We start from the raw sequence: 15,174 nt of genomic DNA, 5'->3' as shown, positions 1-15,174 counted from the left end.
TGCCGCTCAGGGTTCGATATTGTTGCCGTTGCCCGCGGCACGCTCGGCGCCCCAGGCAAGTCGGGTGTTGCTGGCGCGTGTGAAGACGCGTTCGAGCGCGTCGCCGTCGCCCTTCTCGATCTTCTCCTTCAGGTGCGCCAGCACCGACTGGTAGGTGTTCAGCTCACGCAGCAGCGCTTCGCGGTTGGCCACGCAGATGTCGCGCCACATCTCCGGCGAAGACGCCGCGATGCGCGTGAAATCGCGAAAACCACCGCCGGCAAAATCCAGCTTCAGCGCCGCGTCTTCTGCATTGGCGACCTGCGCCACCAGCGCGTACGACAGCACATGCGGCAGGTGGCTGACCGCGGCGAACACTGCGTCGTGCTGCACCGCCGACATCACGTGGCAGTGCGCGCCGGCGCTTTCCCACATGGCACGCACCGCGGCCACATCGGCACGCGCGTTTTCCTGCAGCGGACACAGCACGGTCTTCTTGCCGACGTAGAGGTCCGCCAGCGCGGCCCCGACGCCATTGAGCTCGCGCCCGGCGATCGGGTGCGCCGGCACGAACTGCGCGACCTTGTCGCCCAGCGCGGTCTTTGCGGCCATGATCACGTCGGACTTGGTGCTGCCCGCATCGGTGACGATAGTGCCGGGCTGCAGGTGTGGCTCCAGCGCGTGCAGCAGCGCGAAGTTCTGCGCCACCGGCGCGCACAGCACGATCACGCTGGCGCCGCGCGCGGCGTCCTCCAGCGTTGCGGCCTGGTCGATCACGCCAAGGTCCAGCGCCCTCTGCAGGGACGCGGGGGAGCGCCCCACGCCAACCACCGTGCCCGCCACACCTGCGCGCTTGAGCGCGAGCGCGAGCGAACCGCCGATCAGGCCGACGCCGACAATGACAACACGGGAAAAATGCAATGCACTCACAATCTCAGGCCGCAACGGGCAGTGGCTCGGTCCGGACCGAGGTAATTCGATGACTGGCAGACCGGCCGGCGCCATGCCGGCCGGGGAACGCCGCGGTAATAGCCGCGATTGTAGCCGCGCTCACGCGAGCGCCCGCTCCAGCGCCGCGACAAAGGCTGCGTTCTCCTCGGGCAGGCCGATGGTCACGCGCAGCCAGCGCGGCAGGTTGTAGTTGCCGACCGGGCGCACGATCACGCCCTGCTTGAGCAGCGCCAGGTTGACGCGCGCACCAGCCCCGTCGTCGTCGCCGACGCGCACCAGCACGAAGTTGCCCGACGACGGCACATATTCCAGCCCGAGGCGATCGAAGGCCTCCGTCAGCTGCGCCTTCCCGGCGCGGTTCAGTTCGGCGCTGCGGCGCAAGAACTCGCTGTCACCGAGCGCGGCGACAGCCGCTGCCTGCGCCACGCTGTTGACGTTGAACGGCTGGCGCACGCGGTTGAGCAGGTCGGCCAGTTCCGGCTGCGCCACCGCGTAGCCGACGCGCAGCCCGGCCAGGCCATAGGCCTTGGAGAACGTGCGCGACACCAGCAGGTTGGGATAGCGGCGCACCCAGGCGACCGAATCGTATTGCTGATCGGCATCGAGGTATTCGTTGTACGCCTCGTCCAGCACCACCACCACGTGCGCCGGCACCTGCTGCAGGAAGGCCTCGATCTGCGCGGCGGGCACGAAGGTGCCAGTCGGGTTGTTCGGGTTGGCGATAAACACCAGGCGCGTGTCCGGCGCAATCGCCGCGGCCATCGCGCCCAGGTCATGACCATAGTCGCGGGCGGGCACTTCGATGGCGCGCGCGCCGATTTCCTGCGTGGCCAGCGCGTAGACCGCGAACGAATATTCGGCATAGACGATCGACTGGCCGGGCTCGACCAGCGCATGCGCGGCCAGCTCCAAGATGTCGTTGCTGCCGTTGCCGAGCGTCAGCCATTCCTCCGGCACGCCGAAGCGCGCGGACAGCGCGGCCTTCAGCGCAAAGCCGTTGGAATCGGGGTAGCGGCCGAGCTCGGCCACGGCGTCCGCCACCGCGCGCTGCGCGGATGCCGGCATGCCCAGCGGATTCTCGTTGGAAGCGAGCTTGACGATGCCGGCCTCGTCCAGGCCGACCTCGCGCGCGACTTCGGAAATCGGCTTGCCGGCCACGTACGGCGAGATCGCACGCACATAGTCGGGTCCGAACACTACGCGGCCTTGCTTACCCTGCTCTGCCATCTCGTCTCCTTGTTCTTGCTTACCGTGCCTTGGCGGCTTACTTGCTCGACGGATACGACCCCAGCACCTTCAGGTAGGCCGCGTTGCGGCGCAGCTCGTCGATGGCGCGCGCCACTGCCGGCTCATGCTGGTGCCCTTCCACGTCGACGTAGAAGTAGTACTCCCACGCGCCGCTGCGCGCCGGGCGCGACTCGAAGCGGCACATCGACACGCCGTTCTCCGCCAGCGGCGCGAGCAGCTGGTACACCGCGCCCGCCTTGTTGGGCACGGACAGGATCATCGAGGTCTGGTCGCTGCCCGACGGCTCGGTCTCGTAGCGGCCGATCACGGCAAAGCGCGTGCGGTTGTGCGGATCGTCCTGGATATGGGTGCGCACCATATGCAGGTGGTAGCGGTTGGCGGCGGACTCGCCGGCAATCGCGGCCACGGTCGGGTCTTCGCTGGCCATGCGGGCAGCCTCGGCATTGCTCGATACAGCCTGGCGCTCCAGGTGCGGATAGTTGGCCGTCAGCCAGTGCTGGCACTGCGCCAGCGCCTGCGCATGGGCGCGCACCACCGTTACGCCCTGCATGTCGGGCGTGGATGCCATCAGGTTGTGGTGCACCTTCAGCGCGATCTCGCCGCTGATTTTCAGCGAGGTCTGCAGGAACAGGTCGAGCGTGCGCGACACCGCGCCTTCGGTCGAATTTTCCACGGGCACCACGCCGTATTCGACCGTGCCCGCCTCCACCGCGCGGAACACTTCATCGATGCTCGGGCAAGCCACTCCCGACACCTCATGGCCGAAATGCGCGTACAGCGCCTGCTCGGAGAACGTGCCGACCGGGCCCAGGAACGCGACTTCCAGCGGCTTTTCCAGCCCGCGGCAGGCGGACATCACCTCGCGCCAGATCGCTGCCACGCTTTCGCCGAGCAGCGGGCCCGGGTTGGCACCCTGCACCTTGCGGATCACCTGCAGCTCGCGCTCTGGGCGGAACACCGGCGCGCCGTACTTCTTCTTGACCTCGCCGACGTCGAGCGCCAGCTTGGCGCGGTGGTTCAGCATGGCCAGCAGTTCGCGGTCCACCGTGTCAATCTGCTCGCGCAGCGGCGCCAGCTCAACCGACAGCTTGCGCTCGGCCTCGCTCAGGTGGTTGCCGTTGGGCTGCTCGTTTGGCTGCGTCTCCTCGCGCGCAGGGGTGCTGTCTTGGCTTGTCATTGTATGAATCCGGTGGGCCGCCGGAGCGCGGCGGCCGGAGAAAAACTGTCCGCGCCGACCGGCGCGGTGTCGCGCGCGGCAGGGCGCGAGTTGCCTGTCAGGCGGACGTGCGTTCGAACTCGCGCATGAAATCGACCAGCGCCATCACGCCTTCCAGCGGCATCGCGTTGTAGATGCTGGCACGCATGCCGCCCACGGTCTTATGGCCCTTGAGCTGCACTAGGCCGTTGGCCCGCGCCTGCGCGAGGAACGCGTCATTGCGCGATTCGTCGCCCAGGAAGAACGGCACGTTCATGCGCGAACGGCAGCTCAGATGAATCTCGTTGCGGTAGAAATCGCTCTGGTCCAGGAAGTCGTACAGCGCCGCCGCCTTGGCGATATTGCTCTGTTCGATCCCCTGCACGCCGCCCTGGCGCTTGAGCCATTTGAACACCAACCCGGCGATATAGATCGCATAGGTCGGTGGCGTGTTGTACATCGAGTTGTGCTCGGCCACCATGCGCCAGTTGAACGCCGACGGGCACAGAGGATGCGCATGCCCGATCAGGTCTTCGCGCACGATCACGATGGTGACGCCGGCCGGGCCGATATTCTTCTGCGCGCCGCCGTAGACCACCTGCACGTGCGACCAGTCGATCGGGCGGGACAGGATATGGCTGGAGGCATCGGCCACCACGACGCGATTACCCTTGACCTGGCCGATGTCGGGGATCTCCTGGAACTCGACGCCGACGATGGTCTCGTTGGTGCACAAGTGCACGTAAGCGGCATCATCGGACAGCTTCCAGTCTGCAACGGCGGGGATGCGGTGGAATTTCTCTGCCTCGTTGGACGCCGCGATATTGACCGTGCCATAGCGACGCGCTTCCTGCTCGGTCTTGATCGACCAGGTGCCGGTCACGACGAAATCGGCCTTGGGCTGCTCGGTGCTGCGCAGCCGCATCAGGTTCAGCGGCACGATGGCGTTCTCGCCGATGGCGCCGCCTTGCAGGAACAGCACCTTGAAATTGGAAGGGATGTGCAGCAGCTCGCGCAGGTCGGCGATCGCTTCGTTATGGATGCTTTCGAATTCGCGGCTGCGGTGGCTCATCTCCATCACCGAAACCCCGGTCCCGTGCCATGACAGCATCTCCTCGGCGGCCTGTTGCAGCACTTCGGCGGGCAGCGCCGCCGGGCCTGGGGAGAAGTTGTAGACGCGTTCGGCCAATGCACGCTGCATCATGCCGGCAAGAGCGGGATTCTGGGGATCGTTCATGAGACGGGGGAATGGAAAAATGGCTGCCGGTGTTACCCAAGCAGCCATTATCCCTCAAACCCGCGCCCCGTTGGGCACCCGGGGCCGTGCCCCAGTGCCGCACTGGTCCGCAAGGTTGCGGACCAGTGCGGCGGTTCGCTCACACGCTTACTTCGAAGCGGCGGTGATTTCCTTCTCCGCGGCGTCGCGCATCGACTTGCCGACCTGCGGGCCGTACTTCTGCATCATCGAACCCCAGATCTCCTGGGTGGCCTTGCCCTGGTTGGCCATGAACTTCTGGCCGGTGGGCGACTTCAGGAACGTGGTCAGGTCCTTCAGTTCCTGCGTCGAGTAGTACTTGCCGAAGGCATCATAGTGCGCCTGGATCGCATCCTTACGGAAGCCATCGGTGTTGAACGCCGAGCCGGCGCCGTCGACCATGCGCTGTACCGCGCCGTTCTTCTTCAGCTTTTCGACCGCGGCCTGCTTCTGCTTGTCGTTCATGGTCTTGTTCTCGACCAGCACTTGCTCCAGCACCAGCGGGGCTTCCTGCTTGGCGCCCTGCTGCCAGTTCTCGGCCTGGCCCTTGACGGCCTGGTCGGCCTGCATGACGGAAAGCAGTTCCTTGATGGCTGCGGTCTTTTCCGCGTCCCCCTGGGCGTGAGCATGCTGCGCCACCATGAAGGTCGGAACGAAAGCAGTCAGAACAGCGATACGTCGAAAGGTTTTGAGCATTGTGACTCCCTGGTAAATACGTCCGTTTTAGTCCGGACAGCCGCGAAACGAGTTCCGGCCGGCGTCCTAATGTTGCAACAATTTACGATTGGCTACAGATTGGCTACAGATTGGCCACGGAATGGCTACGGATTGGCGTCGGCCCCGGCGGCGCCGTCCGCCTCTTCCGCCTCTTCGGAGCCGGTGCCGTTGTCGGCATCACTTTCCACGATGCGCTGCAACCCGGACAGCTTGGTGCCCTCGTCCACGTTGATCAGCGTCACGCCCTGGGTGGCGCGGCCCATTTCGCGGATTTCGCCCACGCGGGTACGGATCAGCACGCCACCGGTGGTGATCAGCATGATCTCGTCTTCAGGTGAAACCAGTGCCGCAGCCACCACGCGGCCGTTGCGCTCGCTCGTCTGGATCGCAATCATCCCCTTGGTGCCGCGGCCATGTCGAGTGTACTCGGCGATCGGAGTGCGCTTGCCGTAGCCGTTCTCGGTCGCGGTCAGCACGCTGCCGCGGGTGCCGGCTTCGGCCTCTTCGGCCGTCTCGGCCGGCGCCACCAGCATGGCGATCACGGTCTGCCCGTCTTCCAGGTTCATGCCGCGCACGCCGCGCGCCTGGCGACCCATCGGGCGCACGTCGTTCTCGTCGAAACGCACCGCCTTGCCGGCGTCGGAGAACAGCATCACGTCGTGCTGACCGTCGGTGACTGCGGCGCCGATCAGGTAGTCGCCCTCGTCCAGGTCGACCGCGATGATGCCGGCCTTGCGCGGGTTGGAGAACTCGGTCAGCGCTGTCTTCTTGACCGTACCGCGGGCGGTGGCCATGAAGATGAAGTGCTCGGCGTCGAACTGGCGCACCGGCAGGATCACATTGATCTTCTCGCCTTCGGACAGCGGGAACATATTGACGATCGGGCGACCGCGCGAATTGCGCGAGCCCTGCGGCACTTCATAGACCTTCAGCCAGTACAAGCGGCCGCGGTTGGAGAAGCACAGGATGTAGTCGTGGGTATTGGCCACGAACAGCGTGTCGATCCAGTCGTCTTCCTTGGTCGCCGCCGCCTGCTTGCCGCGTCCGCCGCGCTTCTGTGCGCGGTACTCGGAAATCGGCTGGCTCTTCATATAGCCACTGTGCGACAGCGTGACCACCATGTCCTGCGGGGTGATCAGGTCTTCCGTGTCCAGTTCGGTCGCGTTGAGCTCGATCTGCGAGCGGCGCTCGTCGCCGAATTCAGCGCGGATGGCGGTGAGTTCGTCGGAGATGATGGTGGTAATGCGTTCCGGGCGCGCCAGGATATCGAGCAGATCGGCGATTTCCGCCATGATGTCGCGATATTCCTGGACGATCTTATCCTGCTCGAGACCAGTGAGGCGTTGCAGGCGCATTTGCAGGATTTCCTGCGCCTGGGCGTCGGACAGCTTGTACAGGCCGTCCGGCTGCATGCCGAATACGGCCGGGAGGCCGTCCGGGCGATAGGAAGCGCGCCCGCCCGGGGTGTCGTTTTCGGCACGTGCCAGCATGTCGCGCACCAGGCCCGAATCCCAGGCCTTGGCCATCAGTTCCTGCTTGGCGATCGGCGGGGTCGGCGCGGCCTTGATGATCGCGATGAACTCGTCGATATTGGCCAGCGCCACGGCCAGGCCTTCCAGCACATGGCCGCGCTCGCGCGCCTTGCGCAGTTCGAACACCGTGCGGCGGGTGACGACCTCGCGGCGGTGCGCAAGGAAGTACTCCAGCATCTGGCGCAGGTTCAGCAGGCGCGGCTGGCGGTCGACCAGCGCCACCATGTTCATGCCGAAGGTGTCCTGCAGCTGGGTGTTCTTATATAGGTTGTTGAGGACGACCTCGGGCACCTCGTTACGCTTGAGCTCGATCACCACGCGCATGCCGGACTTGTCCGACTCGTCGCGGATGTCGGAAATGCCCTCGACCTTCTTCTCGGTGACCAGCTCGGCGATGCGCTCGAGCAGGGTGCGCTTGTTCACCTGGTAGGGCAGCTCGTCGACGATGATCGCCTGGCGCTGGCCGCGGTCGATGTCCTCGAAGTGCGTCTTGGCCCGCATCACCACCCGGCCGCGGCCGGTGCGGTAGCCTTCGCGCACGCCCTGGATGCCATAGATAATCCCGGCGGTCGGAAAATCCGGAGCCGGAATCAATTCAATCAGTTCATCCACCGTCGCCTGCGGGTTGCGCAGCAGGTGCAGACAGCCGTCGACGATTTCATTCAGGTTATGCGGCGGGATATTGGTGGCCATGCCCACCGCAATACCGGATGAACCATTGATTAGCAGATTGGGAATACGGGCCGGCAGAATTGTGGGCTCTTTTTCAGAGCCGTCGTAGTTGCTGTCGAAATCGACGGTTTCCTTGTCGATGTCGTGCAGCATCTCGTGGGCGATTTTCGCCAGGCGGATTTCGGTATATCGCATGGCCGCGGCGTTATCGCCGTCGACAGAACCGAAATTGCCCTGGCCGTCGACCAGCATGTAGCGCAGCGAGAAGTCTTGCGCCATGCGCACGATGGTGTCGTAGACTGCGGTGTCACCGTGCGGGTGATATTTACCGATCACATCCCCGACGATACGGGCCGACTTTTTGTACGGACGGTTCCAGTCGTTGTTAAGCTCGTGCATCGCAAACAGCACGCGCCGGTGTACCGGTTTCAGGCCGTCCCGCACATCGGGAAGCGCGCGTCCGACAATCACGCTCATGGCGTAATCGAGATAGGAGCGGCGCATTTCCTCTTCTAGGGAGACCGGAAGGGTTTCTTTTGCGAATGGATCCATTGCGGCGTGGTTTATGCGGCAGGTTTAAGCGAATGTCAGGGCCCTTTTGCGGGTGGCGCCGGGCGGCGCCTGACAGCGGGGCAACACGCCATTCTAACATGCCGACACCCCCGCCTCGCCCCCTCCGGACAGCTTCCCGGAAGGCGCCCGCGGGCCCCTGCGAAAACCCTGAAACCCTGATGCCACAAGGCTTTGCGGGCGACACAAGACCCATGTTGCACAAACACCACAGGCCCAAAACCCATGGGGCGAATCGAATATATTTACTTCTTAGGAAACGACCCTTGTGGCACAATTCCCCAGCGAAGAGCCAGACATTGTTCGAAGTGGAGCATCAGCCACATCGAGAATGTTATACTCCGAAGAATGTATGACTTGTTTTCGTCCATTTGCTCGCAGTAACCCTGCGGTGATCTCATCCTGAGAGGAGAAATATGAAAAAATTTGCCAAGCTCGCGCTCGTTGCAGCTACCGCAGTAATGGCTGCATCCGCTCAAGCCCAGTCCGTCCCCTATGAAAAAAAGGCAGTGAACGACAACTGGGGCAACGGTACGAGCGAGTACGTGTGGAAGAATGGCACGAACGAGCTCTGCTGGCGCGACAGCTCCTGGACTCCGGCCACCGCCAACGCCCTGTGCGACGGCGCCCTGGCCCCCGCAGCCCCGGCCGCACCGGCGCCGGCTCCGGTGGCACCGCCGGTTGTGTCGAGCGAGAAGGTCACTTTCGCTGCTGACACCCTGTTCGACTTCGACAAGGCCGTGCTGAAGCCCGAAGGCAAGGCCAAGCTGGACGACCTGGTCTCGAAGCTGCAAGGCATCACCCTGGAAGTCATTATCGCCGTGGGCCACACCGACTCGTTCGGTTCGGACAAGTACAACGATCGCCTGTCGATCCGTCGTGCTGAATCGGTCAAGGCTTACCTGGTGAGCAAGGGCGTTGAAGCCAACCGTGTCTACACCGAAGGCAAGGGCAAGCGCCAGCTGAAGGTCGATCCGAAGTCGTGCAAGGGCAACCGCAAGGCCCAGATCGGCTGCCAGCAGCCGAACCGCCGCGTGGAAGTCGAAGTGGTCGGCACCCGCAGCGCGCGTTAATCGGATCCTTTCCGATGAAGAAAAGCCCAGCGCAAGCTGGGCTTTTTTTTGGTACCGTTTTTTTGGTACAGTTGCCCCGACCTCCCCTTCACATTCGCCGGCGCAGGCAGCCAGCCGCCGGCCCCCATACGATGACGCTGCAATCGCAAACCCCGTCCGCCGCCACGCCGGATCCGCTGCGCCGGAACGCCGACCCCAAGGAAATCGACAAGTTCAGCGAGCTGGCCCACCGCTGGTGGGACCCGGAAAGCGAATTCAAGCCGCTGCATGAGCTGAACCCGCTGCGCCTGGGCTGGATCGACGGCCTCGCCGGCCTTGCGGGCAAGCGCGTGGTCGACGTGGGCTGCGGCGGTGGCATCCTGTCCGAGAGCATGGCGCGCCTGGGCGCCACCGTGCGCGGCATCGATCTCTCGACCAAGGCGCTCAAGGTGGCAGACCTGCACAGCCTCGAGTCCGGCGTAGTGGTCAACTACGAGGAGATCGCCGCTGAAACGCTGGCCGCCCGTGAGCCGGCCAGCGTGGATGTCGTGACTTGCATGGAGATGCTGGAACACGTGCCCGATCCCGCTTCGATCGTCCGCGCCTGCGCCACGCTGGTGAAGCCCGGCGGCCATGTGTTCTTCTCGACCATCAATCGCAACCTGAAGGCCTACCTGATGGCCATCGTCGGCGCCGAGTACGTGCTCAACATGCTGCCGCGCGGCACGCACGACTACGACAAGTTCATCACCCCGTCCGAGCTGGCGCGCTTCGCCCGCCAGGCCGGCCTGGACCTGGTCGAGATGCGTGGCATGACCTACAACCCGTTGTCGCAGGTCTATTCGCTGAACCGCGACACCGATGTGAACTACATGATGGCGTTCCGCCGGGTGGCGGCATGACGGGGGGCATCGCAGGCGTCTTTTTCGACCTGGACGGCACCCTCGCGGACACGGCCCCGGATCTCGCGGCAGCGGCCAACCGGCTGGTGGTCGAGCGCGGCAACCCGCCGGTGGCCTATGAGAAGCTGCGCCCGGTCGCCTCGCACGGCGCGCGCGGCCTGCTCGGCGCGGCCTTCGGGCTGCGCCCGGAGGACGCGGAGTTCCCCGCGCTACGCGATATCTTCCTGGACTACTACGAGGCCGACATTGCAGTTCACACGCACCTGTTCGACGGCATGCCGCAGGTGCTGTCGGCGCTGGAGGCGGCGGGCATCCCGTGGGGCATCGTCACCAACAAGATCGCCCGCTTCACGGTGCCACTGGTGGCCGCCATCGGCCTGGCGCCGCGCGCCAGCGCCGTGGTCAGCGGCGACACTACGCCGCATGCCAAGCCCCACCCCGCCCCGCTGCTGCACGCCGCCGCTAGCGCCGGCGTCGATCCGCGCCGCTGCGTCTACGTCGGCGACGACCTGCGCGACATCCAGGCCGGCAAGGCCGCGGGGATGATCACGGTGACCGCCGCTTATGGCTATTGCGGCGACGGCGAACCGCCCGAGACGTGGGGCGCCGACCACCTGGTGCGCCACCCCGCCGAGCTGATCCCCTTGCTGGTACCCGCCGCGGTCGCCTGAGTGCGCCGCATGGGACATGCGAGCCCCGGCTGGAACTCCTCGAGACAGCGTGCGTCCAACCGGGTACAATCCAGCTTCCTCACTGGGGCCGACCTGGTTTCGACGTGGGTTACAAAGCAGTGGAGGGCATACCGAGGACCCGTCACCTCGTTAATCAATGGGAATGCAATAACTGCTAACGACGAACGTTACGCACTGGCCGCTTAATTGCGGCCGTCCTCGCACTGGCTCGCTGACGGGCTAGGGTCGCAAGACCACGCGAGGTCATTTACGTCAGATAAGCTCCGGAAGTGTCACGGGTCCGGAGACGAAAATTTAGTGACTCGCCGTCGTAGAGCGTGTTCGTCCGCGATGCGCCGGTTAAATCAAATGACAGAACTAAGTATGTAGAACTCTCTGTGGAGGGCTTGCGGACGCGGGTTCGATTCCCGCCGGCTCCACCAGTTTCACCTCACCCTGGCGTCCGCTGCGCCAGGGTCGCGAATCAACGGACCTTCTGGTCCGTTTTTTCGTTTACCGGCTGTGCGGCCAACTGCGCCGCCGCCATCGCGCGGGGACGGTGCCGAGCGCGATGATCTTTGCACTGGATTATCAGTAGCGGGTCTACAGTCTGGCACTGCACCGAGACCGCGAGCGACTACAATACCCGGTTGCCGTCCTCCACGCCCTTCGCCATGTCAGACCATCCCCGCTTCACCATCAACCGTTCCATGGTTGCCCTGGTCCCGGAACAGCCGTTCCTGGACTGGATCCAGGCCGTTGATCCGCAGCCGGTCGCCGGCCTCACGCTCGAACACGTGCGCGAAGACCAGAGCGTGTTCCTGGTGCCCGAAGAACTGGCCGACACGCATGAGAATGCGGTGCGCTGGGTCGAGAAACGCTGGCAGGCGTTCTTCGAATTCATGCTGGGCGAGTGGTTCGACGACTCGATGTGGCCCGAGACGCTGACGCTGCAGATGTTCCGCGCGTGGTTCAGCGTACGCTACCACTCGATGGTGTTCGACATGGTGCCCGATGTGCCGGTCATGCACGAGGACTGGGACGAGGACGACGACTCGCCCGACCTCCTGCACTAATCCCCACACACCATCGCGCATCTCGGCGCAGATCGCAGTGACTGGGACGCAGGAAGTCAGCTTGCCTGCACGATTCCCCAACCTTCCCCACCGCATTAGGAATTTTCCGAGCACAGGCGTAGCGCAGTCGGCCTAGAGTTGTTTCGTCCTCAACAGGCTCGGTGAACCTGTTCATCGGGCGCATCCGGGCGCCCTTGCCGGGCCAGATCCGGCATGCCGCGACTCTACGACCTATGATCCGAATCCGCTTCCCTCGCGCACGCAGGCGCTGGCTCCTGGCGTTTGCATGCCTGGCTGCACCGCACTTCGTGCATGCCGCGTGCACATCGACTCCAGCCATGCCGTACCTGCAAACCATGAACAACATGGCGGTGGCAGTCAACCTTGCCAACCAATGACCAATGCCGTCGGTGTCAACTGCGATACGCGCGCGGCGAACCTTGGCTACGTCAATCCGGACATGAGCTATTCCGTTCCGCGCCGCTTCAGAGGAAGCGGTCCAGGATCTTGCGGCTGTGCTTGTCCAGCGCCATCAGGTCGCGGATCAGGTAGTGGATGCCATGGCTGTCCGACACCAGCAGCGTGCTGCCGGTCAGGCGCCGGATAGCCTCTTCTCCACGCAGCACCAGCGAGGTCTGGCCGCGGTCGGTCTGCACCGTCCACACACTGGGTGTGGCGTAGGTCGACACGCTGACGATGTGGCGGATCTCGGGCATGAACTCGCGCGACGCGAGCTCTTCTTCGATCAGGCTGCGCTCGGCCTGTGGCAGGTCTTCCAGGCGCGGAATCCACACCACTTCATGCCCGTCCGTGCTCATCAGGCCGATGCCGCCCTGCGGCGCGGAAATCGGGAAGGCGCGCACCGGCACCACGCCTTCGTGGACGGTGCCGTCGGCGTCGGTCAGCACCAGGCGGCCGAATGCATTGCGGTCAAGAGTGAACACGGCTGTCTGCGTGGCCGCTTGGATGTCATCAGGCATTGGCTGCCTCCGGCGTTTCCATCAGGGCTTTGTCTTCTTCGATGTCGTCTTCGGTATCGACATTGCGCGCTTGCGCCTGGTAAAGCTTGTAATAGGCACCTTCTCGCAGGAGCAGCTCGTCGTGGCTGCCGACCTCTACGATCTGGCCGCGGTCCATCACCACCAGACGATCGGCCTTGCGCAGCGTCGACAGCCGGTGCGCGATGGCGATGGTGGTGCGGCCCTGTACCAGGTTGTCGAGCGCCTTCTGGATTTCCTTCTCCGTAGCGGTGTCGACCGACGAGGTGGCCTCGTCCATGATCAGGATGCGCGGGTTGATCAGCAGCGCGCGCGCGATCGAGATGCGCTGGCGCTCGCCGCCCGACAGCGCCTGGCCGCGCTCACCGACCAGCGAGTCGTAACCATGCGGCAGGCGCAGGATGAATTCGTGCGCATGCGCGGCGCGCGCGGCGGCGATGATCTCCTCGCGCGTGGCATCGGGCTTGCCGTAGGCGATGTTGTCGGCGATGGTGCCAAAGAACAGGAACGGCTCCTGCAGCACCAGCCCGATATGGCGGCGGTACTCGGACACCGGCAACGAACGGATATCGACTCCGTCGACGCGGATCGCGCCCTCTGACACGTCGTAGAAACGGCAGATCAGGTTGACCAGCGTGCTCTTGCCCGAGCCGCTGTGCCCCACCAGGCCGATCATCTCGCCCGGCGCGATCGACAAATCCAGCCCGCGGATCACCGCGCGGTTGCCATAGCGGAAGCCCAGGTCGCGCATGTCGATAGCGCCCTCGACCTTGTCGAGCTTCGCGGGCCGCACCGGCTCCGGCACGCTCGACACGTGGTCGAGGATGTCGAAGATACGCTTGGCGCCGGCCGCGGCCTTCTGTGTCACCGAGACGATGCGGCTCATCGAATCCAGCCGCGTGTAGAAGCGGCTGATATAGGTCAGGAACGCCACCAGCACGCCCACCGTAATGGCGCTGTGCGACACCTGCCAGATGCCGAACACCCACACGATCAGCAGGCCGATTTCAGTCAGCAACGTCACCGTCGGCGTGAACAGCGACCACACCGCATTGACGCGGTCGTTGATCGCCAGGTTGTGCTTGTTGGCCTCGCGGAAGCGCGCCACTTCACGCTTCTCCTGTGCAAACGCCTTGACCACGCGGATGCCCGGGATGGTGTCGGCCAGCACGTTGGTGATCTCCGACCAGATCCGGTCGATCTTCTCGAAGCCGTGGCGCAGACGGTCGCGCACCAGGTGGATCATCCAGGCGATAAACGGTAGCGGCACCAGCGTCACCAGCGCCAGCCACGGGTTGATCGACACCAGGATCGCCGCGGTCATCACGATCATCAGCACGTCGGTGGCGAAGTCCAGCAGGTGCAGCGACAGGAACACACAGATGCGGTCGCTTTCCGAGCCGATACGCGCCATCAAGTCACCGGTGCGCTTGCCGCCGAAATACTCTAGCGAAAGCTTTAGCAGGTGTTCATAGGTAGTTGTACGCAAGTCGGCGCCGATGCGCTCCGATACGCGCGCCAGCAGGTAGGTGCGTGCCCAGCCCAGGCTCCACGCCACCAGCGCCGCGCCAAAGAGGCCTGCCAGGTACATCCGCACCAGGTCGTAGTCGATCGGCACGCCGTTCTGGAACGGGATCAGCACCTTGTCCATCAGCGGCATGGTCAGGTACGGCGGCACCAGCGTGGCGGCGGTGGACAGCACGGTGAGCAGGAAACCGGCCAGCAACTGCCATTGGTACGGCCGGGCGAAGCGCCACAGGCGCAGCAGCGCCCAGGTGGAAGGCGGCGTTTCCAGCTCACGGCTGCATTGCGGACACTGCTCCTCCTCCGGCGGCAGCGGCGCCTTGCAGGTCGGGCACGGCACTTCGCCGGCGTCGGGCGTGGCGCGGGCGCTGGCGGCGTCGCGGCGGGCCTGGAACTGGTCGGCCAGCCGCAAGGCGGACGGATTGTAACCAAGCGTATATCGCCAGGTGGCCAACCGCCCCCCCGGCCCGCTCAGTTCCAGCGTGCCGACGCCGGCATGGTCAGCGTGGGTCAGGCGCAGGGAAGGCCCGATGTTCCATTCCCGCACATTTTTTTCACCGGGAGCCCGGGCAACGATGCGCTGGTCCGTCACAACCAGCCACCCTTGGGTAAAATGCAGCCTCGCGTCGAGGTCCAGTTCCAGTCCGGCCAGGACGGACTCGCCGGGTCGGAGCCACGATCCGGAATCGGTTCGCCAGGGCTCTTCGGCCACGGGGGTGTTGAGGGCAGGCAGGGAGGACTGGGTCATGTAAGGCGCGGCGTGCGTCCAGGGGGTACGGACATAACTTGAAACAATTTAAGCCGGGCACGCGCTGGCGGCCCGCGAATTCGC

General features: G+C 64.7%; 12 protein-coding genes and 1 other RNA gene. 5 read left to right on the top strand and 8 right to left on the bottom strand.

Annotated elements, in window-relative coordinates; genetic code table 11:
• Positions 1-6: 6 nt before the first annotated feature.
• From ABNX08_RS04035 to gyrA, 6 genes are all read right to left on the bottom strand, one after another.
• Positions 7-909, bottom strand: a complete 903-nt coding sequence (locus tag ABNX08_RS04035; protein WP_022533887.1) for a prephenate dehydrogenase/arogenate dehydrogenase family protein — start codon at positions 907-909, stop codon at positions 7-9.
• Positions 910-1,029: 120 nt separating this feature from the next.
• A complete protein-coding gene (gene hisC, locus ABNX08_RS04030) occupies positions 1,030-2,157 on the bottom strand; it encodes a histidinol-phosphate transaminase (RefSeq protein ID WP_349609608.1) in 1,128 nt (375 codons plus the stop codon).
• 37 nt (positions 2,158-2,194) lie between these two features.
• On the bottom strand, positions 2,195-3,355 hold the full coding sequence (gene pheA, locus ABNX08_RS04025) for a prephenate dehydratase (RefSeq protein ID WP_022533885.1): 1,161 nt from the start codon (positions 3,353-3,355) through the stop codon (positions 2,195-2,197).
• Positions 3,356-3,452: 97 nt separating this feature from the next.
• Complete coding sequence (gene serC, locus ABNX08_RS04020; protein ID WP_349609610.1) at positions 3,453-4,610, bottom strand: 3-phosphoserine/phosphohydroxythreonine transaminase; 1,158 nt, start codon at positions 4,608-4,610, stop codon at positions 3,453-3,455.
• 147 nt (positions 4,611-4,757) lie between these two features.
• Positions 4,758-5,324, bottom strand: a complete 567-nt coding sequence (locus ABNX08_RS04015; RefSeq protein WP_022533883.1) for a DUF2059 domain-containing protein — start codon at positions 5,322-5,324, stop codon at positions 4,758-4,760.
• A gap of 125 nt (positions 5,325-5,449) precedes the next feature.
• On the bottom strand, positions 5,450-8,101 hold the full coding sequence (gyrA, locus tag ABNX08_RS04010) for a DNA gyrase subunit A (protein WP_022533882.1): 2,652 nt from the start codon (positions 8,099-8,101) through the stop codon (positions 5,450-5,452).
• A 434-nt stretch (positions 8,102-8,535) separates the two neighbouring features.
• Between gyrA and ompA the strand changes: the two genes are divergently transcribed.
• From ompA to ABNX08_RS03985, 5 genes are all read left to right on the top strand, one after another.
• Entirely contained in the window at positions 8,536-9,192 is a 657-nt protein-coding gene (ompA, locus tag ABNX08_RS04005; protein WP_022533881.1) for an outer membrane protein OmpA, read from the top strand.
• Positions 9,193-9,323: 131 nt separating this feature from the next.
• Positions 9,324-10,073 carry a bifunctional 2-polyprenyl-6-hydroxyphenol methylase/3-demethylubiquinol 3-O-methyltransferase UbiG gene (ubiG, locus tag ABNX08_RS04000; RefSeq protein ID WP_349609613.1) on the top strand — a complete coding sequence of 250 codons (750 nt, stop codon included), beginning with the start codon at positions 9,324-9,326 and terminating at the stop codon, positions 10,071-10,073.
• A complete protein-coding gene (gene gph / locus ABNX08_RS03995; protein ID WP_022533879.1) occupies positions 10,070-10,744 on the top strand; it encodes a phosphoglycolate phosphatase in 675 nt (224 codons plus the stop codon). Before ubiG ends, gph begins: the two co-directional genes overlap by 4 nt.
• 84 nt (positions 10,745-10,828) lie before the next feature.
• Positions 10,829-11,187: a transfer-messenger RNA gene (ssrA, locus tag ABNX08_RS03990) on the top strand.
• 231 nt (positions 11,188-11,418) lie between these two features.
• Entirely contained in the window at positions 11,419-11,820 is a 402-nt protein-coding gene (locus ABNX08_RS03985; RefSeq protein WP_022533878.1) for a hypothetical protein, read from the top strand.
• A gap of 485 nt (positions 11,821-12,305) precedes the next feature.
• Here ABNX08_RS03985 and ABNX08_RS03980 read toward each other — a convergent pair whose 3' ends face one another.
• Together ABNX08_RS03980 and ABNX08_RS03975 are read right to left on the bottom strand one after the other, a co-directional pair.
• The gene (locus ABNX08_RS03980) at positions 12,306-12,800 is read right to left on the bottom strand and encodes a DUF1854 domain-containing protein (RefSeq protein ID WP_022533876.1); all 495 of its coding nucleotides are present in this window, start codon (positions 12,798-12,800) and stop codon (positions 12,306-12,308) included.
• Positions 12,793-15,090, bottom strand: a complete 2,298-nt coding sequence (locus ABNX08_RS03975) for an ABC transporter ATP-binding protein (RefSeq protein WP_349609616.1) — start codon at positions 15,088-15,090, stop codon at positions 12,793-12,795. The genes ABNX08_RS03980 and ABNX08_RS03975 overlap by 8 nt, the downstream gene beginning before the upstream one ends.
• Positions 15,091-15,174 lie beyond the last annotated feature (84 nt).

Origin of the sequence: Cupriavidus sp. DF5525, assembly GCF_040149425.2 — a bacterium.
GTDB classification, from domain to species: Bacteria; Pseudomonadota; Gammaproteobacteria; order Burkholderiales; family Burkholderiaceae; genus Cupriavidus; species Cupriavidus pickettii_A.
This window is presented reverse-complemented; position numbering and strand designations above follow the sequence as displayed.